This window comes from Nonomuraea sp. NPDC004354 (assembly GCF_053602555.1).
On sequence record NZ_JBSGDV010000006.1, the window covers coordinates 149,919 to 172,176 of the forward strand.

General features: G+C 71.7%; 23 protein-coding genes and 1 tRNA gene. 17 read left to right on the forward strand and 7 right to left on the reverse strand.

Going from position 1 to position 22,258, the window contains the following annotated elements; translation table 11 throughout:
- Window positions 1-32: 32 nt before the first annotated feature.
- From ACWENQ_RS20080 to ACWENQ_RS20090, 3 genes are all read left to right on the forward strand, one after another.
- Window positions 33-1,232: an MFS transporter gene (locus ACWENQ_RS20080; protein ID WP_452415591.1), complete on the forward strand. Its 1,200-nt coding sequence runs from the start codon at window positions 33-35 to the stop codon at window positions 1,230-1,232.
- Window positions 1,233-1,237: 5 nt separating this feature from the next.
- On the forward strand, window positions 1,238-1,999 hold the full coding sequence (locus ACWENQ_RS20085) for a hypothetical protein (RefSeq protein ID WP_452415593.1): 762 nt from the start codon (window positions 1,238-1,240) through the stop codon (window positions 1,997-1,999).
- 97 nt (window positions 2,000-2,096) lie between these two features.
- Window positions 2,097-2,909: a serine/threonine-protein kinase gene (locus ACWENQ_RS20090; RefSeq protein ID WP_449920720.1), complete on the forward strand. Its 813-nt coding sequence runs from the start codon at window positions 2,097-2,099 to the stop codon at window positions 2,907-2,909.
- Window positions 2,910-2,933: 24 nt separating this feature from the next.
- Here ACWENQ_RS20090 and ACWENQ_RS20095 read toward each other — a convergent pair whose 3' ends face one another.
- Together ACWENQ_RS20095 and ACWENQ_RS20100 are read right to left on the reverse strand one after the other, a co-directional pair.
- Window positions 2,934-4,031, reverse strand: a complete 1,098-nt coding sequence (locus ACWENQ_RS20095) for a DUF5685 family protein (RefSeq protein ID WP_449920722.1) — start codon at window positions 4,029-4,031, stop codon at window positions 2,934-2,936.
- A gap of 44 nt (window positions 4,032-4,075) precedes the next feature.
- Window positions 4,076-4,822, reverse strand: a complete 747-nt coding sequence (locus ACWENQ_RS20100; RefSeq protein ID WP_452415594.1) for a lysophospholipid acyltransferase family protein — start codon at window positions 4,820-4,822, stop codon at window positions 4,076-4,078.
- Window positions 4,823-5,017: 195 nt separating this feature from the next.
- Here ACWENQ_RS20100 and dhaK point away from each other — a divergent pair, with 195 nt between their 5' ends.
- The 3 genes from dhaK (at window position 5,018) to dhaM (ending at window position 7,144) form a co-directional block, all read left to right on the forward strand.
- The gene (gene dhaK / locus ACWENQ_RS20105; protein WP_449920726.1) at window positions 5,018-6,010 is read left to right on the forward strand and encodes a dihydroxyacetone kinase subunit DhaK; all 993 of its coding nucleotides are present in this window, start codon (window positions 5,018-5,020) and stop codon (window positions 6,008-6,010) included.
- Window positions 6,010-6,624, forward strand: coding sequence for a dihydroxyacetone kinase subunit DhaL (dhaL, locus tag ACWENQ_RS20110; protein ID WP_354910697.1), 615 nt, complete (start codon window positions 6,010-6,012; stop codon window positions 6,622-6,624). Before dhaK ends, dhaL begins: the two co-directional genes overlap by 1 nt.
- Before the next feature lie 145 nt (window positions 6,625-6,769).
- Complete coding sequence (gene dhaM / locus ACWENQ_RS20115; RefSeq protein ID WP_354911008.1) at window positions 6,770-7,144, forward strand: dihydroxyacetone kinase phosphoryl donor subunit DhaM; 375 nt, start codon at window positions 6,770-6,772, stop codon at window positions 7,142-7,144.
- Window positions 7,145-7,211: 67 nt separating this feature from the next.
- Here dhaM and ACWENQ_RS20120 read toward each other — a convergent pair whose 3' ends face one another.
- The 5 genes from ACWENQ_RS20120 to ACWENQ_RS20140 form a co-directional block, all read right to left on the reverse strand.
- The gene (locus ACWENQ_RS20120) at window positions 7,212-8,861 is read right to left on the reverse strand and encodes a thiamine pyrophosphate-binding protein (protein WP_452415596.1); all 1,650 of its coding nucleotides are present in this window, start codon (window positions 8,859-8,861) and stop codon (window positions 7,212-7,214) included.
- A complete protein-coding gene (locus ACWENQ_RS20125) occupies window positions 8,858-9,619 on the reverse strand; it encodes a cyclase family protein (RefSeq protein WP_449920732.1) in 762 nt (253 codons plus the stop codon). Before ACWENQ_RS20125 ends, ACWENQ_RS20120 begins: the two co-directional genes overlap by 4 nt.
- Before the next feature lie 87 nt (window positions 9,620-9,706).
- Window positions 9,707-9,961, reverse strand: a complete 255-nt coding sequence (locus tag ACWENQ_RS20130) for a Smr/MutS family protein (RefSeq protein WP_354910689.1) — start codon at window positions 9,959-9,961, stop codon at window positions 9,707-9,709.
- Window positions 9,958-10,557 (reverse strand): hypothetical protein, encoded by a 600-nt coding sequence (locus ACWENQ_RS20135; protein ID WP_452415597.1) that lies wholly within the window; start codon window positions 10,555-10,557, stop codon window positions 9,958-9,960. The genes ACWENQ_RS20130 and ACWENQ_RS20135 overlap by 4 nt, the downstream gene beginning before the upstream one ends.
- Before the next feature lie 33 nt (window positions 10,558-10,590).
- The gene (locus ACWENQ_RS20140) at window positions 10,591-11,019 is read right to left on the reverse strand and encodes a CBS domain-containing protein (RefSeq protein ID WP_449920737.1); all 429 of its coding nucleotides are present in this window, start codon (window positions 11,017-11,019) and stop codon (window positions 10,591-10,593) included.
- A gap of 147 nt (window positions 11,020-11,166) precedes the next feature.
- On the opposite strand from ACWENQ_RS20140, the gene ACWENQ_RS20145 reads away from it, so the two are divergent.
- The 11 genes from ACWENQ_RS20145 to ACWENQ_RS20195 all read left to right on the forward strand — a co-directional run bounded on the left by ACWENQ_RS20145 (window position 11,167) and on the right by ACWENQ_RS20195 (window position 22,226).
- The gene (locus ACWENQ_RS20145) at window positions 11,167-12,561 is read left to right on the forward strand and encodes an aminopeptidase P family protein (RefSeq protein ID WP_452415599.1); all 1,395 of its coding nucleotides are present in this window, start codon (window positions 11,167-11,169) and stop codon (window positions 12,559-12,561) included.
- A 68-nt stretch (window positions 12,562-12,629) separates the two neighbouring features.
- A tRNA-Met gene (locus ACWENQ_RS20150) sits at window positions 12,630-12,703 on the forward strand.
- A gap of 230 nt (window positions 12,704-12,933) precedes the next feature.
- The gene (locus tag ACWENQ_RS20155) at window positions 12,934-13,725 is read left to right on the forward strand and encodes an MlaE family ABC transporter permease (RefSeq protein ID WP_354910679.1); all 792 of its coding nucleotides are present in this window, start codon (window positions 12,934-12,936) and stop codon (window positions 13,723-13,725) included.
- Window positions 13,725-14,579, forward strand: coding sequence for an ABC transporter permease (locus ACWENQ_RS20160; protein WP_354910676.1), 855 nt, complete (start codon window positions 13,725-13,727; stop codon window positions 14,577-14,579). The genes ACWENQ_RS20155 and ACWENQ_RS20160 overlap by 1 nt, the downstream gene beginning before the upstream one ends.
- Window positions 14,580-14,582: 3 nt before the next feature.
- On the forward strand, window positions 14,583-15,605 hold the full coding sequence (locus ACWENQ_RS20165; protein WP_354910673.1) for an MlaD family protein: 1,023 nt from the start codon (window positions 14,583-14,585) through the stop codon (window positions 15,603-15,605).
- 1 nt (window position 15,606) lies between these two features.
- Window positions 15,607-16,665, forward strand: a complete 1,059-nt coding sequence (locus tag ACWENQ_RS20170) for an MCE family protein (protein ID WP_449920745.1) — start codon at window positions 15,607-15,609, stop codon at window positions 16,663-16,665.
- The gene (locus ACWENQ_RS20175) at window positions 16,665-17,690 is read left to right on the forward strand and encodes an MlaD family protein (RefSeq protein WP_452415601.1); all 1,026 of its coding nucleotides are present in this window, start codon (window positions 16,665-16,667) and stop codon (window positions 17,688-17,690) included. The genes ACWENQ_RS20170 and ACWENQ_RS20175 overlap by 1 nt, the downstream gene beginning before the upstream one ends.
- The gene (locus tag ACWENQ_RS20180; RefSeq protein ID WP_452415603.1) at window positions 17,687-18,748 is read left to right on the forward strand and encodes an MCE family protein; all 1,062 of its coding nucleotides are present in this window, start codon (window positions 17,687-17,689) and stop codon (window positions 18,746-18,748) included. The genes ACWENQ_RS20175 and ACWENQ_RS20180 overlap by 4 nt, the downstream gene beginning before the upstream one ends.
- Window positions 18,745-19,773 (forward strand): MCE family protein, encoded by a 1,029-nt coding sequence (locus ACWENQ_RS20185; RefSeq protein WP_452415605.1) that lies wholly within the window; start codon window positions 18,745-18,747, stop codon window positions 19,771-19,773. Before ACWENQ_RS20180 ends, ACWENQ_RS20185 begins: the two co-directional genes overlap by 4 nt.
- Window positions 19,770-21,260, forward strand: a complete 1,491-nt coding sequence (locus ACWENQ_RS20190; protein ID WP_452415606.1) for an MCE family protein — start codon at window positions 19,770-19,772, stop codon at window positions 21,258-21,260. The genes ACWENQ_RS20185 and ACWENQ_RS20190 overlap by 4 nt, the downstream gene beginning before the upstream one ends.
- 6 nt (window positions 21,261-21,266) lie before the next feature.
- Window positions 21,267-22,226, forward strand: coding sequence for a hypothetical protein (locus ACWENQ_RS20195; protein ID WP_452415608.1), 960 nt, complete (start codon window positions 21,267-21,269; stop codon window positions 22,224-22,226).
- Window positions 22,227-22,258: the final 32 nt, after the last annotated feature.

Here is a 22,258-nt window from a genome sequence, read left to right on the forward strand (position 1 = left end):
GTGCACAACTTCCTACGCATAAAGGATAGACCGTGGGACGCTCCTTCAGATACCTGCTCGCCGCCACGACCTCGGCCAACCTCGCCGACGGCGTGCTCCTGACCGGCGCCCCGCTGCTCGCCATCACCCTGACCCGCGACCCGGCGCTGGTCTCGCTGGCCGGTGTGGCCACCACGCTGCCGTGGCTGCTGCTGGCGCTGCACGCCGGTGCCCTCGCCGACCGCGGCGACCGCCGCCGGATCATGGTGGTCACCGCGTGGGCGCGGGCCGTGGCCCTGGCCGGCACGGCCGTCGCCGTGGCCATGGACGCTCTCAGCCTGCCGCTCCTGCTGGCCATCCTTCTGGTCTCAGGGGCCTGCGAGGTCTTCAACGACACCGCGGCGCAGAGCGTGCTGCCAATGGTCGTCGGCAAGGACGATCTCGGCAGGGCCAACGGCCACATCGTCGCGGCGCGGACGATCGGCAACAGCTTCGTCGGCGCGCCGGTGGCCGGGTTCCTGGTCGCCCTCGCGCCGGCCGCCCTGTTCGGCGCGCCCGCGCTGCTGTACACCGCCGCGGGGCTGCTCCTGCTCGGCATGCGGGGGCGCCACCGCTCCGCCACCGTCTCCACGGCGCCCCTGCGCCAGGACATCGCCACCGGCCTGCGCTACCTGGTGCGCGACCGCACGGTCCGCGACCTGGCCGTCGCGGCCGGCGTGATGAACATGTGCAGCTCGGCCTACCTGTCGGTGTTCGTCCTGTGGGCGGTCGGCGAGGAGTCGGTGATCGGCATGACCGCCGGCCAGTACGGCGCGGTCCTGACGGTCCTGGCCGTCGGCGCCATCGCGGGCTCGCTGCTCGCCCATCGGACCGCCCGCCGGTTCGGCGAGGGCAGGACGCTGGTCATCCTCTGGACCGTCAACGGACTCTCCCTGCTGCTGCCGGTGCTCGTGCCCACCGTCCCGTCGGTCTACGTCACCGGCGTCCTGCTCGGCGCCACCAGCGCGGCGGGCAACGTGCTGGTCGTCTCCTTCCGCCAGCGGATCATCCCCGAGGAGCTGCTGGGCCGCGTCAACTCCGCCTACCGGCTCATCGGGATGGGCGGCAACCCGCTGGGCGCGGCGCTCGGCGGCGTCGTCGGCGGCGTGGCGGGCCTGCCCGTCGTCTTCGTCGGGGCGGTCGTCCTCTGCCTCACGGTCATGCCTCTCGCCGCCCGGGCTCTTGCCCGCACACCCGAGCCTGTGGCTGTGTGAGTGGTATGGCCGAGCGCACGCGCGTACTCAAGTCAGGCGAGTCGATGAACCCCGGCGACCGGATCCTCTCGCGCAGGACCGCACAGGGCCGGCGGGAGTTCAAGCTGGAGTATCAGACCGACGGCAACCTCGTCCTCTACGACCAGGGCACCCTGCCGAGCGACAGGTACGGCAGGCCGCTGTGGGCCACCGACCACTGGGTGCCCGGCGGGAGGCTCACCATGGACCGCGGGCGCTCGCTCGGCCTCAGGAACGCCGCGGGCGCCGTCTGGCCCGAGCCCGCCTTCCGCCACCCCGAGGGCTCCTTCCTGGTCCTGCACGACGACGGCAACCTCGTCATCTACGCCCCCGACGGCAGGCCCGTCTGGTCGCCGTGCACGGGCACCGAGATCAGGCAGGCCTCCTACAACCGGATCAGAAGCTTCGAGTCCATCGAGCACGGCTTCCCCATCCGCTCCCCCGGCGGCAGGCACTCGCTGGAGATCACCGACAAGGGCGTGCTGACCCTCTTCTCCGACGGCGTGGCCCGCCGCCACGCCAGGATGACCTCACCCCAGCGCGGCAGCGTGTGCGTGCTCCAGCCGGAGGGCGCGCTGGTCGTCTACCGCGCGGCCCGCGACCGCAGGCGCCACCTGGTCTCCTTCCGCTCCGGTACGGCAGGCGCGCCCGGCGGCGAACTGGTCCTGCGCGACGACGGCAACGCGGTCCTGACCGACCCGTCAGGAAAAGTGATCTGGGACTCGGACTCGACGTTCTTACCGCTCTGACCTGCGTGCCTACGAACGCGCATATATCTAGATCAGTCGAGGCGGCATATCCTTCGCGATCATTTGACATCATTACGCCTAGCGACGAGGGGATGACATGCGGGAGATCGGCGGCGGGCGATACCGGCTTGGCGAGCAGGCGGGCCGGGGTGGGATGGGCGTGGTGTGGCGCGCGTTCGACCAGCTTCTCCACCGTGAGGTGGCGCTGAAGGAGCTGACACTGGTCGGCGAGGCCGAGGCGGTGCGCAGGCGCGTGCTGCGCGAGGCCAGGCTGGCGGCGCGGCTGACCCATCCGAGCATCGTCACCGTCCACGACCTCGTCGAGGAGCAGGGCAGGCTCTGGATCGTCATGGAGTACCTGGAGGGCCTGTCGCTGCACGACCTGCTCTCCCAGGTCGGCACGCTGCCCGACACCTCCGTCGCCGGCCTCGGCCGCCACCTGCTGGGGGCGCTGCGCCACGCGCACACGTCAGGCGTCCTGCACCGCGACGTCAAGCCGGCCAACGTCATGCTGACCGGCGACCGGGTCGTCCTGACCGACTTCGGCATCGCCACCGCCGAGGCCGACCTGACCTCCACCCGCTCGGGCGGCCTGCGCGGCACCCCCGCCTTCATGGCGCCCGAGCGGCTGTCCGGCGGCATGGCCACCAAGGAGGGCGACATGTGGTCGTTCGGGGCCACGCTCTACAGCGCGGTCGAGGGGCGGCCGCCGTACCCGGGCAAGGACGCCGCCAGCGTTCTCGCGCTCTACCGCCAGGGCGGTTTCCCTCGCCCGCGCCGGGCGGGGATGCTGCGACCGCTCATCGAGGGTCTGCTCCACCACGACCCCGCGCGCCGTCCCTCGCCGGAGCGGGTGGCGGGCATGCTGGCCAGTGTCCGCGCGCCGGGAAGCTACCAGGAAGCGATCTGACGAGGCGGCCCCCGAGGGGGCCGCTCAGCAGTCGCAGCCGCAGGAGCAGCCGTCGCCGCAGCACCCGTCGCCGCAGCACGAGCAGCAGTCGCCGCAGTTGCCGCAGGCCTCGCAACCGCTGCAGTCGAGCCGGGAGCAGCAGCCGCGCTCGTGCTCCTCGTCCCACTCCGGCCGGTACAGGCCGCAGGTGCAGCAGCTCAGCGTCGTGCACGCCAGCGACAGCAGCCCTCCGGGGTCCACCGGGCGCCGCTTGACGCGTTCGGGGCTGTCCGGATCGGTCGCCGCGAACGCGCGGGTGACCGCGTGGCCGGCTTCTTTGACCAGCAGCGCCCGGACCAGGCCGTGCCGCTCCAGGTCGAGGTCCTCCACCGCCAGCCGCAGGCCCAGCAGGGCGTCGTCGCAGTGGCGCCGGGCGCCGGCCAGGTCCGTGCCGGTGGCCGCCAGCGGGTTGTAGGCGCCCTGGGCCCGGTCGCGGGGCAGGTCCTCCACCGCGTCGAGCAGGTGGGCCAGCCGGCCGAAGAAGCGGCCCGCCTCCCGCAGCGTCTGCCGGTTGTGGGGCTTGCCGGCCAGCACCGCCGTGTGCTCGAAGGCGGCGGCGACCGCGGCCTCGGTGGGCGCGGTCAGCTCCAGCAGCGACAGGCCCGGCGTGCGTTCGAGCCGGGTCTGCTCGCGCACCGCCAGCGTGAGCGGTCCCGGGTCGAAGCCGAGCGCGCCCGCCGTGTCGGACCCTGCCCGCGACCAGCGGGCGGCCACGCGCTCGGCGGCCGCGGCCACCAGGCGGCGGCGGTAGAGGGCGTCGCCGTCGGCGACGTGGTCACGCAGCTTTCCGGCCGCCAGGACCAGCGAGACCGACGCCGCCAGCCGTACACCCTGGGCCTCGACCACGTCGGCGCCCTTGAACCCGCGCAACGCGCACGGCGCCGCCCGCCTGCGCGGCGCCGCCGCGACGGTCTGCGCCTCGGTCAGGACCGAGACCAGCAACCCGTCGTAGTTCGTCACCAGCCTGGAGGCATGGCCGTGCTCGTCGCGCAGCGCGAGGCACAACCCGCACAGATGCGCCATCCACTGCTTGAACAACCCACCGCATAACGCATGGCGGCACGGGCGGACGATCCCAAACATTCGACCCCTTCGGTACGGCTGGCAGCCAGCCTCCCAGAAGATCGCTACTCGTCGTCCTTGCGGCGTTCGGCCTCGGCGGCGTCCATGGCCGCGGCCTCCTCGGGCGTGGGCGCGGTGCCGCCGAGGTGGGCGGGCTGCCACCACACGCCCGGCGGGATCTCCGGGTAGGTCCGCTGCGCCCGGTCGACCAGCTCCGACATCCTGGTGTGCAGCCGCGTGGTCAGCTCGGCCATGTCGTCGCCGCGCTTGGGGTGCATCGGCTCGCCCACCAGGATGGTGAGCGGCACGTGGCGCTGGGTGAGCCGCTTGGGCCGGCCCTTGGTCCACAGCCGCTGGCTGCCCCACAGCGCCACCGGGATCATCGGCACCTTGGTGGCCTGGGCCATGCGGATGGCGCCGTTCTTGATGTCCTTGACGGTGAAGGAACGGCTGATGGTCGCCTCGGCGAACACGCCCACGATCTCGCCCGCCTTGAGCATGCGCAGCGCGGTGGCGTAGGAGCCCGCGCCCGCGCCGCGGTCGACGGGGATGTGGTGCATGCCGCGCATGAGCGGGCCGGAGACGCGGTGCTTGAAGACGTCGTCCTTCGCCATGAAGCGCACCAGCCGTTTGGCCGGCAGCGCGGCGAAGCCGGCGAAGATGAAGTCGAGATAGCTGATGTGGTTGCTGACCAGCACCGCCCCGCCCGTGCGCGGGATGTGCTCGGTCCCCTCCATGTGGAAGCGGTAGTCCATGATCCGGAAGAGGGTCCGCGCGGTGGCGATAACCGGCGGGTACACGATCTCAGCCATGTGCAGAAGGTAACGCACTCGCCGAGCGCTCAGCACCGGCGCGTGATCACTGGAGGCCCCGCCCTCCTGGACAGTCGTCAGAACTCCGGGTCAAGATTGAGGTAAAGAGGCGCTTCGGCCCGCATCCAGGCGTAAACCGGAGAAGAGGTCGGCGTGATCGCACGTCCCTTGGAACGAGCGGGCAGGAGGATGCGCGTGAAGAAGCTCATCAACAACCCGGAGTCCGTGGTCGCCGACGCGTTGGCGGGGCTCGCGGCGGCCCACCCCACGCTGCGGGTCGACGTCGGCGGGCGGGTGGTCTGGCGGGCCGACGCCCCACGGCCGGGAAAGGTGGCGCTCGTCTCGGGCGGGGGCTCGGGACACGAGCCGCTGCACGCGGGGTTCGTCGGCCACGGCATGCTCGACGCCGCCTGCCCCGGCGACGTCTTCACCTCGCCGGTGCCCGACCAGGTCGTCGAGGCGACCAGGCGCGTCGACGGCGGAGCGGGGGTGCTCCACGTCATCAAGAACTACACCGGCGACGTCATGAACTTCGAGATGGCCGCCGAGCTGTGCGCCGAGGAGGGCATGACGGTGTCCAGCGTCGTGGTCGACGACGACGTCGCCGTCCAGGACTCCCTCTACACCGCCGGGCGCAGGGGCACGGGCGCCACGCTGTTCGTGGAGAAGATCGCCGGCGCGCTGGCCGAGAGCGGCGCGCCGCTGGCGCAGACCACGCGGATCGCCGGGCAGGTCGCGGCCCGCAGCAGGTCGTTCGGCATCGCGCTGACCTCCTGCACCGTGCCCGCCGCCGGCAAGCCCACCTTCGACCTGCCCGAGACGGAGGTCGAGCTGGGCATCGGCATCCACGGCGAGCCGGGCCGCTCCCGCGCGCCCCTCGCCCCCGCGCGGGAGCTCGCCACCGTCGCCATGGACGCGATCCACGGCGACCTGCCCCTCGCCGGCGACCTGCTGGTCATGGTGAACGGCATGGGCGGCACCCCGCTGATCGAGCTCTACGTCGCCTTCGCCGAGGTGGCGGCCTACGTCAAGGCGAAGGGCGCGCGCGTGTCCCGCTCGCTGGTCGGCAACTACGTCACGAGCCTCGACATGCAGGGCTTCTCGGTGACGGTGTGCCGGCTCGACGCCGACCTCACGCGCCTGTGGGACGCGCCCGTGCAGACGCCCGCGCTGCGGTGGGGCCGCTGATGGACCTCGCCTTCTTCACCGCCTGGATCCAGGAGACCATCCGGGTCGTGTCGGTCAACCGCGACCGGCTGACCCGCCTCGACGCCGCCATCGGCGACGCCGACCACGGCACCAACCTCGACCGCGGTTTCACCTCCGTCCGCGAGGCGCTGGCCGAGAGCCCGCAGGACAACCCCGGGCAGCTCCTCACCCTCGTGGGCACCACCCTGGTCCGCCGGGTCGGCGGCGCCTCCGGCCCCCTGTACGGCACGCTGTTCCGCCAGCTGGGCAAGTCGCTGGGCGACGCGCGGGAGGTCTCCCTCGGCGACCTGGCCACCGCCTTCGCGACGGCGATCGACGCGGTGCGGCGGCTCGGGAAGGCGGCGGAGGGCGACAAGACCATGGTCGACGCGCTGGCACCCGCCTCGCGCGCGCTGGCCGACGCGGCGCGGGAGGGCCTGCGGCCCGACGACGCGCTCGAGCGGGCGGCGGTGGCGGCGGCCGAGGGGGCCAAGGCGACGATCCCCCTGCAGGCGCGCAAGGGCAGGGCGAGCTATCTGGGCCCGCGCAGCGTCGGCCACGAGGACCCTGGCGCCGCCTCGGCCGCCCTCCTCGTCTCCGCGCTGCGCCCGTGACCTCCCCCGCGGGGGGCGGCCCGGGACACCCGTGGCGGGAGGACGAAGGTGACGGCTCGGCAGGGCCGGCCCGGGACACCGGTGGTGGCGGGAGGACGAAGGTGACGGCCCGGCGGGGCCGGCCCGGGAGGCGAGCGTGAGCGGCATGGTGGGGATCGTCCTGGTGTCGCACAGCGCCGCGCTGGCGGCCGAGGCGGCCGCGCTGGCGCGGCAGATCGCCGGGCCCGAGGCGATGGTGGCGGGCGCGGGCGGCACCGAGGACGGCGAGCTCGGCACCAGCCTCGACCGCATCGAGCGGGCCGTGGCCGAGGTGGACGGCGGCGCGGGCGTGCTGCTCGTTCCCGACCTCGGCAGCTCGGTGCTGACCGCGAAGCTCCTCGAGGAGCCGGGGCGGGTGGTGCTGGCCGACGTGCCGTTCGTGGAGGGCGCGATCGCCGCGGCCGTGACCGCCGCCGCGGGCGCGCCGCTCGCCCAGGTGCTGGCCGCCGCGGAGGAGGCCCGCACCTACCGCAAGCTCTGACCGCCGCCCGGCCCGGCCACTCCAGCCCGACGCCCGCCGTCCGGCACCCCGCCGGCCCGAGGGGCGGTCAGTGGCCTCGGAACGCCTCCTCCAGCCACCACGACCCATGACTCGCGCTGACCTTCGCATGGACCAGGAGCGGCCGATCCCTCGGCCCCTCCAGCCACGAGACGACCGCGTCCAGGTCGCCCCGCTCCGTGACGGTCACCGCCGCGCAGCCGTACCCGCGGGCGATCCCGGCCAGGTCGACGGCGGGGAAGGTGACCGTGTCGAGCGGGTGCCCCGACGGCCCGAAGTGGTGCACCTCGGCCCCGTAGGCCTCGTCGTCGTAGACCACGATCACCATCGGCAGCCCGAGCCGTACCACGGTCTCCAGTTCGGCGATGCCCATGAGCGCGCCGCCGTCGCCCAGCGCGGCCACGGCGAGCCTGTCCGGCAGAGCCACCGCCGCGCCGATCGCGGTGGCCAGGCCGAGACCGATCGACTGGAAGGCCTGGGTGAAGCAGAACCCCCGCTCGTCGGGGACGTCGAGGAACATCGCCGGATATCCCATGAAGTTGCCCGAGTCGGTGGCGACGACGCGGTCGGCGGGCAGCAGGTCGTCCAGCGCGATCGTGAGCGTCCTGGGGTCGATCCTGCCGTCCCCGCTCTCGTCCTGGTACGGCACGCCGCGCCACCGCACCTCCCCCGCGATCCGCGCGGCCAGCTCAGGCGTGCGGCAGGAGGCCCTCGACGGCGTGCCGCCGAGCGCCGCCGTCACCGCCGTGGCCACCCTGGCGACGTCGCCCACGACGCCCAGCTCGACGGGCCGGTGGGCGCCGATGGCGTCCGGGTCGAGGTCGACCTGGACGACCTTGGCGCGCGGGCCGATGAGCCTGCCGTGCCTGGTCGTCCACATATTGAGGGCGCACCCCCAGCCCACCAGCACGTCCGCGCCCGCGATCAGCTCGGCCGCCAGGGGGGAGGCGAAGCCGCCGCTGACGTCGAGGTCCCACGGGCTGCCCCGGAACAGGCCCTTGGCGACGGCGGAGGTCGCCAGCAGCGCGCCCGCCCGGTCGGCGAGGGCCTCCAGCTCGCGGCGGGCGTGCCTGGCGCCGCGGCCGGCGACGAACACCGGCCGTTCGGCGCCGGACAGCAGGCCGGCCAGCCGGGCCACGTCCTCCTCGGACGGGGCGGTGGGCGGCTCGGCGGCGGTGCGGGCGCTCAGGACGGCCGCCTTCCACGCCTCGTCCCGGTCCCCCGCCTCGCTCTGCACGTCCAGAGGGAGGTTGAGCAGGACGGTACGGCCGGCCCGCGCCGTGAGGAACGCCTCGACGGTGTCCGCGACGGCGGTCCCGGCCGAGCGGACCCGCAGGGCCGTGGCGCCCACGGCGCGGGCCATCGCGTCCTGGTCGACGTGGAAGTTGGAGCGGACCTGGGTCGCCTCGCCGGCCAGCACGATGAGCGGGGTACGGCTCTTGGCCGCCTCGGCGATGCCGGTCATCGCGTTGGTCAGCCCCGGGCCCTGGTGCACCGAGACGGCGGCGACCCGGCCGCTCATCCGCGCGTAGGCGTCGGCCATGGTCGCGGCGCCGCCCTCGTGGCGGGCGGCCACGAAGCGGGCACCGCCGGCCACGAGGGCGTTGGTGACGTGGAAGTTGCCGCTGCCGACCACGCCGAAGACCGTCTCCACGCCGAGCTCGGCGAGGATCCGGCCCACCAGCGCCGCGACGGTCACCGTTCGACCAGCGCGAGAACGCGGACGGGACTGCCCGAGCCGCCGACGATCGGCAGCGGGGGCGCGATCACGACGCTGCCCGTGGGCGGGAGCTTGTCGAGGTTGCGCAGCTGGGTCAGGCCGTACTTGCCCGCGCCGAGCAGGAAGGAGTGGCACGGGAAGGCGGGGTCGAAGGAGTGGGCGGCGCCGGCGTCCGTGCCGACGGTCTCGACTCCGACGCCGATGATCGGAGCCTGCCTGGCCAGCCAGCGCGCGCACTCCACCGAGATGCCGGGCGAGTGGCCCTCGTTGAGGAAGTCGGCGGGGCTGTCGGACCTGGCGTCCCAGCCGGTGCGGTAGAGGAGCCAGCCCCCCGCGGGCAGCGGCCCGTTGACCCGCTCCCACTCCTCGACGTGCTCCACCTCGAGCAGGAAGTCGGGGTCCTTGGACGCCTCGGCGGCGAAGTCGAGGACGACGGCGGGCGCGAGCAGGCGCTGCACGGGCACCTGGGAGACGTCCTGGCCGTCGCGGTTGGTCACCCAGTGGACGGGGGCGTCGAAGTGCGTGCCGGTGTGCTCGCCGGTGTGGATGTCGTTCCAGTACCAGGCGGGGCCGCGGTCGTCGTAGCGGCTGATCTCCTCCAGCCGGAAGGGGATCGTGTTCCCGAAGGGTTCGGGGAGCTGAAGGATCGGTGTCTGGTCGGAGAGGGGCGCGGTCAGGTCGATGACCTCGATGCCGCCGGTGCGCACGCTTTCCAGGAAGTTTCGCAGGATCGACATGCTCGCATCATTCCCCGCTCCCCCGGTTCCTCCCACGGCCACCGGCTTGCGCGTGTTCCCGGCACTGATCGGCTGCTCCGCCCGCGCTCACTTGTGGCGGAAGTACACGAAGAGCCGCCCGTGGTTCTTGGCGTCCTTGTCGATGCGGTGGTAGAGCGCCTTGATCTCCTTCTGGTCGAGGAAGCGCAGCACCTTCTTCTTGAGCTGCCCGCTGCCCTTGCCCGGGATGATCTCGACCTCGGTGGCCCGCTTGCGGATGGCCTCGTCGATGATGCCCCGCAGCGCCCTGTCGATCTGGTCGCCCTTGTTGTAGATGTCGTGCAGGTCGAGCTTGAGTTTCACAGTTTCACCCATGGTCCACAGCCCCCGCTCTGGAAGGCCTTGTCGGTCGCCTCGATGGTGACGGTCGCGGGCCCGCTGGGCATCCCGCTGGTGATCACGTCGCCGGGATCGCCCCCCGTGCCCTTCAACCGGGCCCAGTAGCACAACGGCTGGCCGGCGGCGGGGCCTTCCGTCTTGTAAGTGCCTGGCTGGATGTCGGTGCCGACCACCTGGATGCCGCTGCCCAGCGGCAGCCCCGCCGAGGGCACGGACGAGGGCACGGACGATCCCCCGGAGGGGACCGCGGCGGGCGGCCGGCTCGGCGCCGGACCGCCGGTGGCCGGGCCCGTGACGGTGCCTCCCGTGGGCGCTCCCGTCGGTGCCGTCGGTGCCGTGCCGATCCCGCCCGTCGGCGTCTCCGACGGGCTCTCCGACGGGCTCTCCATGGTCACGGTCATCTCCGGCGCCGAGTACGGCGGCGCCGCGGCGGGCTCCGACGATCCGAGGCCCGCGAAGAAGCCGATGAGGAAGCCGAGGATCCCGGTCAGCCCCGAGGCGAGCAGGATCAGCGTCGGGCTGCTCGAGGCGCGTGGTGGCGGGGGGTGGCCGTACGTCACGGGGACAAGCGTGCCATGTCCCCCCGCCTCCGGTCAGCGGTGCAGGTAGTCGACGAGCGAGGCCTTCTCCGTCTCGAGCTGCTCGATGGTGCTCTTGACCACGTCTCCGATGCTCACGATGCCGACCAGGCGTCCCGCGTCGATCACGGGCACGTGCCTGATGCGGTGGGTGGTCATCGTCCTGCGCAGTTCGTCGACGTTGGCGTCGATCTGGCAGGTGCGCACCTCGGCCGTCATGATGTCCGAGACAGGGGCGTCGAGGACCTCGGGGCCCCTGTCGTTGAGCCTGCGCACGACGTCACGTTCGGACACGATCCCGGTGATCACCGAGTCGTCCCCGCACACGACGACGGCGCCGATGTTGTAGTCGGCAAGCCTGGTCAGCAATTCTCGCACCGTGGTGTCCGGGCGCACCGTCACCACGTCTGATCCCTTGCCCCGCAAGATCGTTCCGATGAGCATGGACCACCACCTCGGCTGTAGGTACCCCTGACTCTCCCCTGGGCTCACTCGGACCAATCACGAGCGACATTGTTTTTGCCGTTAAGGTGCAGGGGGGCGCGAGCGTCGTACCATGTGAAATATCACCTCCTACCCCAGGGATCAGCATTGTCCGAGAAGCTGAACACCGGCAGCCACGACCTGCCCATCACCGACGAGCTGGCCGCCTTCATGGAGACGGGCTGGGCGGACACCCGGCAGACCGGCCTCGAGCCGCTTCCCGTCGCGCCCTGGACGGCCAAGCGGCGCGCCGCGCTGGCCGCCCGGTTCCCGGGCGAACGGCTGATCATCCCTTCCGGCTCGCTGAAGGTGCGCAGCAACGACAGCGACTACCGGTTCAGGACGCACAGCGCCTTCGCCTACCTGACCGGCGACACCGAGCCCGACGACGTGCTGGTGATCGAGCCGACCGGCGAGGCCGTGCTCTACCTGCGCCCCCGCTCGCCGCGGGCGGGCAGCCAGGAGTTCTACCGCGACCGGCGCTTCGGCGAGTTCTGGGTGGGCCGCCGTCCCGACCTGGGCGAGGCCCAGGACCTGTACCAGGTGGCGACCGCGCACATCGGCGAGCTGTCGCTGGGCGGGACCGCGCGGGTGCTGCGCGGCGTCGACGCGAGCGTGGACGCGAGGGTCGCGCCGGGCGAGGGTGACGCGGAGCTGGAGTCCTTCCTGTCGGAGATGCGGCTGCTCAAGGACGAGTGGGAGGTCGCCGAGCTGCAGTTCGCGGTCGACGCGACCACCCGCGGGTTCGAGGACGTGGTGCGGGCCGTACCGGCGGCCCTGGGTCAGGTGCGCGGCGAGCGGTACCTGGAGGGTGTCTTCGGCCTGCGCTCGCGCCTGGAGGGCAACGCCGTCGGCTACGACAGCATCGTCGCCTCCGGCGCGCACGCCAACGTGCTGCACTGGATCCGCAACGACGGCAGGCTGGACGAGCGGGATCTGCTGCTGCTGGACGCCGGCATCGAGACCGACTCGCTCTACACCGCCGACATCACCAGGACGCTGCCGCTGTCCGGGCGCTTCACCCCGGTCCAGCGACAGGTGTACGAGCTGGTGTACGAGGCGCAGAGCGCGGCCATCGCCACCCTCAGGCCGGGCGCGCGCTTCCGCGACTTCCACCTGGCGGCCATGCGCGTCATCTGCGAGGGCCTGCACGACTGGGGGGTGCTGAAGGACTCGCCGGACCGGCTCATGGAGAGCGGCCTGTACCGCCGCTACACGGTCTGCAGCAGCGGCCACATGCTCGGCCTCGACGTCCACGACTGCGCCAAGGCCAGGGCCGAGAGCTACCTGGACGGCGTGCTGGAGGAGGGCCAGGTCCTCACCGTGGAGCCCGGTCTCTACCTGCAGGCCGACGACCTGACGCTGCCGGAGGAGTTCCGCGGCATCGGGGTGCGGATCGAGGACGACCTGGTCGTCACCGCCGACGGCGCCAGGCTGATGTCGGCGGGGCTGCCCCGTCACCCGGACGAGGTGGAGGGCTGGATGGCGACCCTGCTGGGCTGAGCGCGGCCGCGCACCCAGACAAACGTGCCCGAGCACTCCCGCCGAGCTGCTAGTCTTATGCATGTCGACGCGGGGTAGAGCAGCTCGGTAGCTCGTTGGGCTCATAACCCAAAGGTCGCAGGTTCAAATCCTGTCCCCGCTACTTCGGAAAGGCCCGGCCGTGTATCACGGCCGGGCCTTTCGCTTTGCTCCGGCCCGCGTGTTCCCGCGGCGGTGGACGCCCGAAGGTCACAGGGCCGTCACTTTTCGTGGCGGGCTGACAACCTGTGAGCTGCGTCTCATACCTTTTCCTCAAATTCCCAGGGAACCATCGACTTACTGGACTACCCGTCAGTAAGGTGACTGATCCATAGTCGAGCCCCCGAGGTGGTCATGGCGCTGACCGGGTACGTCGGCCGCAAGGCCGCGAGCGTGCTGGGCCAGGTGGGCGAGCTGTTCGTGATCGCCCTGGAGGGCCTGCGCCGTACCTGGGACGTCAAGGCCTGGTGGTGGGAGTTCGTCACCCAGTGCTGGTTCCTGGCCAGGGTGACCAGCGTGCCCGTGCTGCTGGTCTCGCTCCCCCTGGGCGCCACCGTGGCGCTGCAGGTGGGCGAGCTGGCCTGGCAGTTAGGCGCCTCCTCGGCCACCGGCAGCGCGGTCTTCGTCGGCCTGGTGCGCGAGGTGGCCCCCATGGCCAGCGCGCTGCTGATCGCCGGCGCCGGAGGCAGCGCGATGACCTCCGACATCGGCGCCCGCCACATCCGCGACGAGCTGGCCGCGATGGAGGTCATGGCGGTCAACCCGATCCACCGCCTGGTCACCCCGCGCATGTGGGCGGCCAGTACGGTCGCGGTGTGCCTGGCCCCGCTGGTGATCGTGGCGGGCGCGGCCGGCGGCTACTTCTTCAACGTGGTCGTCCAGGGCGTCACCCCCGGCGCCTACTTCGACGGGGCGCTGTCGCTGGTGGTCCCGACCGACCTGGTGGTGACCCTGTTCAAGGCGTGGGTGTTCGGCTTCGTCGCCGCCGCGGTGTCCTGCTACATGGGCATGACCTGCGCCACCAGCCCCGTCGGCGTGGGCCGCGCGGTCAACAGGGCCACCGTCGTCACCTTCATGCTGGTCTTCGCGATGAACTACGTGATCACCGCGATCTACTTCCTCGCCTTCCCCCCGAAGGTGCTGTGATGGTCACCCGTACGGCGGGCCTGCGCCTGGCGGCAGCCGGCCGCGAGGCGGGCGAGCGCTTCGCGCGCCTGGCCGACTGGCCGCTGTTCGTCTGGAAGGTGCTCTTCTACTCCGTCCGCGACGTGATCCTGCGCCTGAAGTACTTCAAGGTCGTCATGCGCCAGGTGAGCGACGTGGTCGTGGGTGTCGGCGCGACGGTCGTCGGCGGCGGCATGATCTTCGTGGTGTTCACGATGGCCTTCGTCGTGGGGGCGACCGTGGGTCTGCAGGGCTACCAGGGCCTGCAGGCGATCGGCGCCGAGTCGTTCATGGGCCTGGTCGGCAGCTTCGCCAACGTCCGCGAGATCACCCCGATCATCGCGGCGGTGGCGCTGGCGGCGCAGGTCGGCTCGTCGTTCACCGCCGAGCTCGGCGCGATGCGGATCTCGGAGGAGATCGACGCGCTCGAGGTGATGGGCATCAACGCCTTCACCTATCTCATCTGCACCCGGGTCGTCGCGGCGCTGGTCGCGCTGCTTCCGATCTACCTGATCGCGCTGTTCGCCAGCTTCTTCGCCACCCGGCTGATGTGCACGGTGCTGTTCGGGATGGCGCCGGGCGTCTACGACTACTACTTCTACATCGGCCTGCCGGTCAGCGACATCGTCTACAGCGTGATCAAGGTCGCCGTCTTCGCGTTCGTGGTCATCGTCATCCACTGCTACTACGGCTTCTACGCCACCGGCGGCCCGGTCGGCGTGGGCGTGGCCGCGGGACGCGCCATCCGCCAGTCGATCGTCACGATCGTCCTGCTCAACCTGCTGCTGTCGTTCCTGTTCTGGGGGGACGGCAGCGGCGTGAAGCTGACGGGGTGAGCCATGGGCCGTCACGAGCTGTCCCTGCCCGCCCGCATGGCCGTGGCGCTGGTCGTGGTCGTGGTCCTGGTCGCGACGGGCTTCTTCCTCGTGCGCGGCGTCACCGAGATCAGCGGCACCAAGGTCCAGGCGGTCTTCGACCGCGCGGGACAGGGCATGGACACCAACTCCCCCGTCAAGATCCGCGGCATCACCGTGGGCGACGTGACCGCGGTCGACCTGAACGCCAAGGGCCAGGCCGTGGTCACCATGCACATCCAGCCCGGCGTCCGGCTGCCGCAGACGACCGCCGCCTCCATCGAGCCGAGCTCGGTCTTCGGCCCCAAGTTCGTCGACCTGCGGCTCGGCTCCGGTGAGGCGCGCGGCCCCTACCTGGGGGCCGGCGCCGTGATCACCGACACGGAGGGTCCACTCGACCTGTCCGACTCGCTCGGCGACGCCTACCGGGGCCTGGACGCGGTGGACCCGCGCGAGGTCACGGTCATCGTGCACACGATCGCCAAGGGCCTGGAGGGCAAGGGCGGCAAGATGCGCGAGCTCGTCGACGACGCGGGCACCGTGGTCGGCGTCGCGCACCGGCACCGCGAGCGGGCCAGGCGCTTCCTCGGCGACGCGGCCGCGCTGTCGGCCACGCTCGCCGACAAGGGCGACGAGATCGTCGCGATCGGCGCCGACGTCAACACCATCACCCCCGGCCTGCTGGAGCGGGCCGAGAAGGTGCGCGTCCTGCTCGACCAGATCTCCGACGTCTCCGCGCTCGGCGCCCACGGCCTGCGCAAGCACCGGCGGAACCTGCGCGAGGGCGTGCACTCCGCCGAGCGGGTGACCGCGCTCATCTACGCCCAGCTCGGCCTGGCGGGTGACGGGGTGCGCGGCATCACGACGCTGGTCGACCTGCTCAACAAGCTCATCGAGGCGCCCGGCCCCGACGGGAACCGCCAGCTCCAGGTGGAGGCGTTCGTCGCCACCGACATCTGCGAGCTGATCGTCGGCTCCTGCGGTCCGACGGACGGGAGGAAGCGCTGAGATGGCCGTCTCCAGGGAACGCGTCGTGCGCCGCTGGACGCTCCTGCGCTTCGGCCTGTTCTTCGCCGTCACCGTCTCGCTGATCGCCGTGCTCGCCGTACAGATCGCCCGGGTCAGCACGGACGCCGGATACCCGCTGGTCGCCACCTTCGACGACGTCTCGGGGCTGCTGGTGGGCGACCAGGTCAAGATCGCGGGCGCGCCGGTCGGCCAGGTGCGCTCCATCCGGGTCGTCGACGGCAGGGCGGAGGTGACGCTGGAGGTGCAGGAGGCGGTGCGGATCCCCTCCGACAGCGAGGCGGCCATCAGGTGGCGCAACGCCGTCGGGCAGCGCGTGGTCTACCTCGTCCCCGGCACCGCCCCCGACCGGCTCGCGCCGGGCGCCCGCATCGCGCGCACCGCCTCCGTCGTGGACATCGGCGAGCTGGTCAGCGACCTCGGCCCGCTCACCAGGAGCCTGGACGCCGAGCAGATCAACCAGCTGCTCACCGCCGCCGGCAAGGCCCTGGAGGGCAACCACGAGAACATCCCCCGCCTGCTCGACAACGTCAACGACATCACCGGCACGGTCAACCAGCGCAAGGAGCTCATCCGGCAGCTGCTGAAGGACTACGCCACCGTCACGGGCGTGGTGGCCAGGCGCGACCGGCAGATCTCCCGCCTGGTCGACAACCTGGTGACGCTGTCGGAGTCGTTCGCCGACAACCGCAGGCTGATCGACGAGTCCCTGGTGGAGCTGTCGACCACCTTCCGCGTCTCCAACGAGGTGCTCGGCAAGAACGCCGAGGAGCTCGGCGCGGTCACCGACAGCCTGGCCCGGCTCACCTCCGGCATCCGGCGCAACGTGAACAAGGTCGACAGGACGGTGAACACCATCCGGCCGCTGTTCAGCCGCGCCTACGCCAGCGTCAACCGCGGCCACTACTTCATCTCGGCGGTCCCGTGCGTGGCTCTCGGGCCCCAGCCGTGTCCCTATCCCATGGAGTCGCCGCCCCCGCTGCGGGAGAGCCTGAGGATCCAGAGCTCCAAGGACCTGCGCAGGCTCATGGTGGGTGGGTGATGGCGCTGAAATCGTTCCGCGACCGCAACAGGATCGCGGTGGGGCTCGTCTCGCTCGGCGTGCTCGTCTCGCTGTTCGTCGGCACGTTCCTGGTCGGCACGCTCGGCCTGCTCGAGGGCGGCTACTACATGTCGGGGATCTTCGTCGACTCCGGCGGGCTGAAGACGGGCAACGACGTGCGGGTGGCGGGCGTGCGCGTGGGTGAGGTGACCGAGGTGCGCCCCGACTACGGGCAGGGTCACGTGGTGGTCACCTGGAAGGTCGACAGCGAGGTACGGCTCGGCAGGAACACCCGGGCCGACATCACGCTGTCCAACCTGCTGGGCGGGCGCTACGTGAAGCTGACCGGGCCGGTGGCCGCGCCGTACCTGGACCAGCTGCCCGAGGGGCAGCGGACCATCCCGGTCGAGCGCACCGGCACCCCCGTCCTGGTCAACGACGCGCTCAAGGACGCCACCAGGCTGGTGAAACGGCTCGACACCGAGGCGGTCGACAAGCTGCTCACCGAGCTGGGCAAGGTGGACCTGGCCAAGCGGGGACGGGTGACGCGCCTGCTGAAGAACATCGGCGACCTGTCGGACACGATCAGCAGGAGCCAGCCCGACCTGCAGCGCCTGCTCGACAACGGCACCAAGATCATGAACGTCCTGGAGAAGAAGGACAAGCAGATCGGGCGGCTCATCGACGCGATCGAGGTCATGCTGGACGAGCTGCGGGCGCGCAGGGCCGAGCTGCGCACGCTCCTGGGCGACGGCAGCGACCTGGTCGCCGGCACCACCAAGCTGATCGTCGAGCACGAGAAGAGCCTGGTGGACACCCTCGACAACACCAGCGCGATCACCACGAAGCTGACCGGGAGCAGGAAGGAGTTCAACTCCGTGCTGGGGTGGGCCGGCCCGACGTTCGCGGGGCTGTCGACAATGGGCGGGCAGGGGCCGTGGATCGAGGCCATCGCCACCGGGCTGGGACCGATCAACCCCGAGGTGCTGGCCGCGATCGCCAAGGACAGGAAGAACGACCGATGAGCCCCGGCACGCGGCGGCGCCCGCGCACCCTCGCCCGGCGCGGCATGGCGCTGCTCGTCATGGCCCTCCTGCTCGCCGCCACCGGCGGCTGCTCGCTGCTCGGCCCCGCGCCCTACCACCTCACCGCGATCTTCGCCAAGGCTCCGAGCCTCTACGAGCAGGCCAGGGTCAAGGTCATGGGGCTGGACGCCGGCACCGTGGAGAAGATCACCATCGAGGGCGACAAGGTCAGGGTGGACATGTCGGTCTACCCCGAGATCCCGCTGCCGGACGACGTGAAGGCCGTCGTCGCCCCGCAGAACACCCTGGGCGAACGCAACGTCGTCCTGTACCCGCCGTGGAAGCCCGGCAAGCCGAAGATCGCCCCCGGCGCGGTCATCCCGCTCGGGCGCACCGACCTGCCCGTGGAGATCGACGACGCCCTCGACGCCTTCACCAAGCTGACCGAGGCCCTCGACTCCGACAAGCTCGGCGACGTGGCCGGCGACCTGGCCGACGGCGTACGGGGCCGCGGCAAGACCATCAACAACGCGCTGGCCGACACCGCGAAGCTGACCGGCACGCTCGCCGCCCAGGACAAGCAGCTCATCGACCTGGCCAAGGGCCTGAACAGGCTGGCCACCAGCCTCAACGAGCGGGAGGGCCAGGTCACCAAGACCATCGACGCCTTCGCCGAGGCCAGCGCCACGCTGGCGGAGGAGCGCCGGCGGCTGCGCGGGTTCGTCGCCGGCATGGCCGAGTTCGTACGGCGGGGCGACGTGCTCATCGAGGCCTACCAGGAGCGCCTGCCCCAGGGCGTCGCCACGCTGTCGGAGATGGTGCTCACCGTGCGCGCCAACAGCGAGCAGCTCGCCCAGGCCATCAAGGGCGCCGCCGACTTCGCCGACGTGGTCGTCGACGCCTGGGACAAGGAGCAGCACGTCCTCAAGATCCGCGTCGTGCTCAACGCGATGACCAGGGCGTGGCTGGCGCCCCTGTTCGAGTCGCTCAACCTGCCCAGGATGAGCTGCCTGCCGGGCGGCCTGAGCAACTGCCCCTACGAGCGAGGGAGCCGATGAGAGTCAGACACGCCGCGCTCGCCCTGGCCCTGACCACCTCGGGTTGCACGCTGCAGACGGTCGGCGCGACGCAGGGCGAGCTGACGCTGTCGGCGACCTTCTCCGACGTGCAGAGCCTGGTGGTCGGCCACAGCGTGCAGATCTCCGACGTCAGGGTCGGCACGGTCACCGACGTCCGGCTCGACGGCTACCGGGCCAGGGTGACGATGGCCATCCAGGAGGACAAACGGGTCCCCACCGGGACCAGCGCCACGGTGGCCAAGACCTCGATCCTCGGCGAGAACTACGTGCTGCTCACCCTGCCCAAGGGCAGGACCATGGCCACCGGGCCCTTCCTGCCCAGCGGCGCGACGATCACCGACACCAGCGTCGAGCCCGACATCGAGCAGGTCACCGCCAAGGCGGGCCCGCTGATCGAGGCGCTCGGCGCGCAGGACGTCAACGCCGTCCTCGACGCCGCCGCCACCGCCTTCGGCGGCAAGGGCGACGACCTCAACCGGCTGATCAGGCAGACCGCGCAGGTCACCGACAGCTACGCGGCCGCCAGGACCGAGATCGCGGCCACCATCGAGGGGCTGGCCGCGCTCGGCGACCAGCTCGCCAAGGGCAGCAAGGAGCTCGACCGGCTGCCCGGCACGCTCGCCGCCGCCACCGACCGGGTCAAGCACGGCCGCAAGCACATCAAGAAGGCGATCGTCGCGCTGACGAAACTGGCGAAGGAGGCCAATGTCACGGTCTACCCGCGCCACGCCGCCCGGCTGCGTACGCTGCTGCGGGAGGTGGACGCCATCAGCGCGTCGATGCTGCGCGGCAAGGAGGACCTCAAGACGCTGGTCACCAGGATGCAGGCCTACATCGACCTCCCGCCGATCACCGTCAACGGCCAGGTGCTCATCTACATCTGGCTGAAGGGCCTGCTGCTGCCGAAGAACAAGGGCGTCATCCCGAACCGGCCCGACGTCGACCCTGGCCCGCAGCCCAACCGCAAGGACGACTTCCGGCTGCTGTGGGAGCCGCCGCGATGAGACCCCGCATCTACCTCAACCTGGGCTTCTTCGCGCTGCTCGGCGTCGTGATGACGGTCTGGGCGTTCAGCACGATCATCAAGCTCGACGTGATCACCCAGCCGTACCGGATCACCGCCGAGTTCGTCTCCTCCCCCGGCCTGGTGCGCGGCTTCGACGTCGCCTACCTGGGCGTCCGCGTCGGCAAGATCGGCGACGTACGGCTCGCGCCCGGCAAGATCGTCGTGGGGCTCGACATCGACAGGGAGATCAGGCTGCCCAGAGCCAGCACCGCCGAGGTGCGGCGCAAGTCGGCCATCGGCGAGCCGTACGTGGAGCTGACGCCGCCCGAGACCGGCGTGGACGGGCCCTCGTTCGCGCCGGGCGACGTGATCCCGGTGCGCAGGACGAGCGTGCCGCTCGACTACAAGGAGCTGTTCGAAGGCGTGGGCAAGCTGCTCAACGCGGTCCCCGCCAAGGACGCCAAGACGGTCACCCACGAGCTGGCGGTGGCCCTGGACGGCCGCGCGCCCGCGATCAGGAGCATCATCGACGACGCCCACGGGCTGACCGACACCCTCGCCGACAACTCCAGGACCCTCGACGAGCTGGCCGTCCAGCTCACCCGGCTGACCGGCACCCTGGCCGGCCGCAGGGAGAAGCTTGCCTCGGGCATCTCCGACCTGGCGACCGTGACCGGCTCGCTGCGCGAGTCGCGCAAGGACCTGCACGCCTTCCTCGACCACGGGCCCGGCGTGTTCGGGCAGATCGACACCCTCATCAGGACGGCCAGGCCCGGCCTGTCGTGCACGCTCACCGCCGCGGGCCTGCCGCACCGGCCGGCCTTCTCCGCCGCGACCGAACGCGACGTCCACCACCTGCTCAGCGTCGTGCCGACCGCGCTCAGCCTGACCGACGACATCAGCGACAAGCGCCCGGACGGCACCGTGTACGGCAGGACGACGTTCATCTTCAGCGTCCCCGGCGGCCCGCAGCCCGCCGAGGAGTACGAGAAACCGATCGGTCCGCCGAGGATGGCGCCGCTGCTGGAGTGCCCGAAGCACGCGCCGGTCGCCACGGTCGACTTCACGGCGGACCGGGGCCCGCACGAGGACGAGGACGCCCCGACGACCGCCGACCCGCGGCGACCGGAGAACGGCACCGCCCCGCAAGAGTCCGCACCCGACACCGAGCCCGCCGACACCCAGGCCGGCACCCCGGCCGACACCCCGGCCGACACGGACGCCAGGACGGGCGCGGACAAGACCGGCGCCGACGCCAGTCCCGGCACCGACGGCGATACCGGATCGGATGGCGACGCCGGTGAGGCTCTGCCGCGGGACGCCGGCCCGTCCGCCCCGGCCGCCGAGGGCGCGGCACCCACGGCCGCCACCTCCCAGAACCTCGCACCGCTCGTCGTCGCGATCCTGCTGGCCCTCGTCGTCTGCGGCGGGGTGCTGGGCTGGATCGCGGTGGGACGGTCCTCTCGCCGCCGCGGAACGGAGTGACGACACATGACCACCAAGCAGTCCCTCGCCGAGGAGACGACCCGCGAGGAACCGGAGGCCGACATCTCGGGAGCCGAGACCGCGCAGCCCGATGTCCCGGAGGCCGCGTCCTCGACGACCGACGCCCCGAAGGCCGACGTCCCCGAGGACGCGGCGACCCCGAAGGCACAGACCCCAGAGGCACAGACCCCAGAGGCACAGACTTCGGGGGCACAGACTCTGGGGGCACAGGCTCCGGGGGCACAGGCTCTGAAGGCACCGGCCTCGAGAACCAACGGTCCGGAGGGCGAGGGTTCGGAGGCCGTCGATCCACCGCCCGTCGCCTCCAAGACCGGGAGCACCGCGGCCGGGGACGCCACCGGACACGCCGCCGGGGACGCCGGGGACGGGGGTGCCGGCCGTACGGGTGGAGGACGTGGCGCGCGGTGGCGTGGTGTGGCGATCGGCGCGGTGCTGGCACTGGTGCTGGCCACGGCGGGCGCGACCGCGGTGCTCCAGTGGATCAGCGCCGGCCGCCTCCAGGACCGGCTGGCCCCGCTGGAGCACGACCGCCTCCTGCGTCTGGAGGTGTCGGGCGCCGCCGGCGCGTTCGCCACCACCCTGCTCAGCTACGACTACAAGGACCTGCAGACCACCCGCGGCAAGGTCATCGCGATGACCGCGGGCGACTTCCTGGCCACCTACGACGAGGCGTTCGGCGGCCCGATGGAGCAGGTCATCGTCAAGCTGGAGGCCGTCTCCAAGGCGACGGTCCGCGAGGTGTACCTGTCCGAGCTGGACGACGCCTCCGCCAAGGCGCTGGTCTCGGTGGACCAGCAGGTCACCAGCAAGGAGGCGGTGCGCAACGTCCTCGGCACACACCTGAAGCTGGTCATGATCAAGCAGAAGGGCGCGTGGAAGGTCAGCGACGTCACCGTCCTCGGCGCGGCCAAGGAGACCGAGACCAAGCTCGACAAGAAGGGCTAGGACCATCCCCCTCCCGACCTCTAAGCTGGGCG

Excerpts from the sequence above, each read along its gene's own strand:
- ACWENQ_RS20190 (WP_452415606.1), top strand. The coding sequence starts at position 19,770 with ATGAGACCCCGCATCTACCTCAACCTGGGCTTCTTCGCGCTGCTCGGC.
- dhaM (WP_354911008.1), top strand. The coding sequence starts at position 6,770 with ATGGTGGGGATCGTCCTGGTGTCGCACAGCGCCGCGCTGGCGGCCGAG.
- ACWENQ_RS20165 (WP_354910673.1), top strand. The coding sequence starts at position 14,583 with ATGGGCCGTCACGAGCTGTCCCTGCCCGCCCGCATGGCCGTGGCGCTG.
- ACWENQ_RS20170 (WP_449920745.1), top strand. The coding sequence starts at position 15,607 with ATGGCCGTCTCCAGGGAACGCGTCGTGCGCCGCTGGACGCTCCTGCGC.
- ACWENQ_RS20095 (WP_449920722.1), bottom strand. The coding sequence starts at position 4,031 with ATGTTTGGGATCGTCCGCCCGTGCCGCCATGCGTTATGCGGTGGGTTG.
- ACWENQ_RS20085 (WP_452415593.1), top strand. The coding sequence starts at position 1,238 with ATGGCCGAGCGCACGCGCGTACTCAAGTCAGGCGAGTCGATGAACCCC.
- ACWENQ_RS20140 (WP_449920737.1), bottom strand. The coding sequence starts at position 11,019 with ATGCTCATCGGAACGATCTTGCGGGGCAAGGGATCAGACGTGGTGACG.
- ACWENQ_RS20160 (WP_354910676.1), top strand. The coding sequence starts at position 13,725 with ATGGTCACCCGTACGGCGGGCCTGCGCCTGGCGGCAGCCGGCCGCGAG.
- ACWENQ_RS20180 (WP_452415603.1), top strand. The coding sequence starts at position 17,687 with ATGAGCCCCGGCACGCGGCGGCGCCCGCGCACCCTCGCCCGGCGCGGC.
- dhaL (WP_354910697.1), top strand. The coding sequence starts at position 6,010 with ATGGACCTCGCCTTCTTCACCGCCTGGATCCAGGAGACCATCCGGGTC.
- ACWENQ_RS20185 (WP_452415605.1), top strand. The coding sequence starts at position 18,745 with ATGAGAGTCAGACACGCCGCGCTCGCCCTGGCCCTGACCACCTCGGGT.
- ACWENQ_RS20100 (WP_452415594.1), bottom strand. The coding sequence starts at position 4,822 with ATGGCTGAGATCGTGTACCCGCCGGTTATCGCCACCGCGCGGACCCTC.
- ACWENQ_RS20195 (WP_452415608.1), top strand. The coding sequence starts at position 21,267 with ATGACCACCAAGCAGTCCCTCGCCGAGGAGACGACCCGCGAGGAACCG.
- ACWENQ_RS20155 (WP_354910679.1), top strand. The coding sequence starts at position 12,934 with ATGGCGCTGACCGGGTACGTCGGCCGCAAGGCCGCGAGCGTGCTGGGC.
- ACWENQ_RS20175 (WP_452415601.1), top strand. The coding sequence starts at position 16,665 with ATGGCGCTGAAATCGTTCCGCGACCGCAACAGGATCGCGGTGGGGCTC.
- ACWENQ_RS20125 (WP_449920732.1), bottom strand. The coding sequence starts at position 9,619 with ATGTCGATCCTGCGAAACTTCCTGGAAAGCGTGCGCACCGGCGGCATC.
- ACWENQ_RS20090 (WP_449920720.1), top strand. The coding sequence starts at position 2,097 with ATGCGGGAGATCGGCGGCGGGCGATACCGGCTTGGCGAGCAGGCGGGC.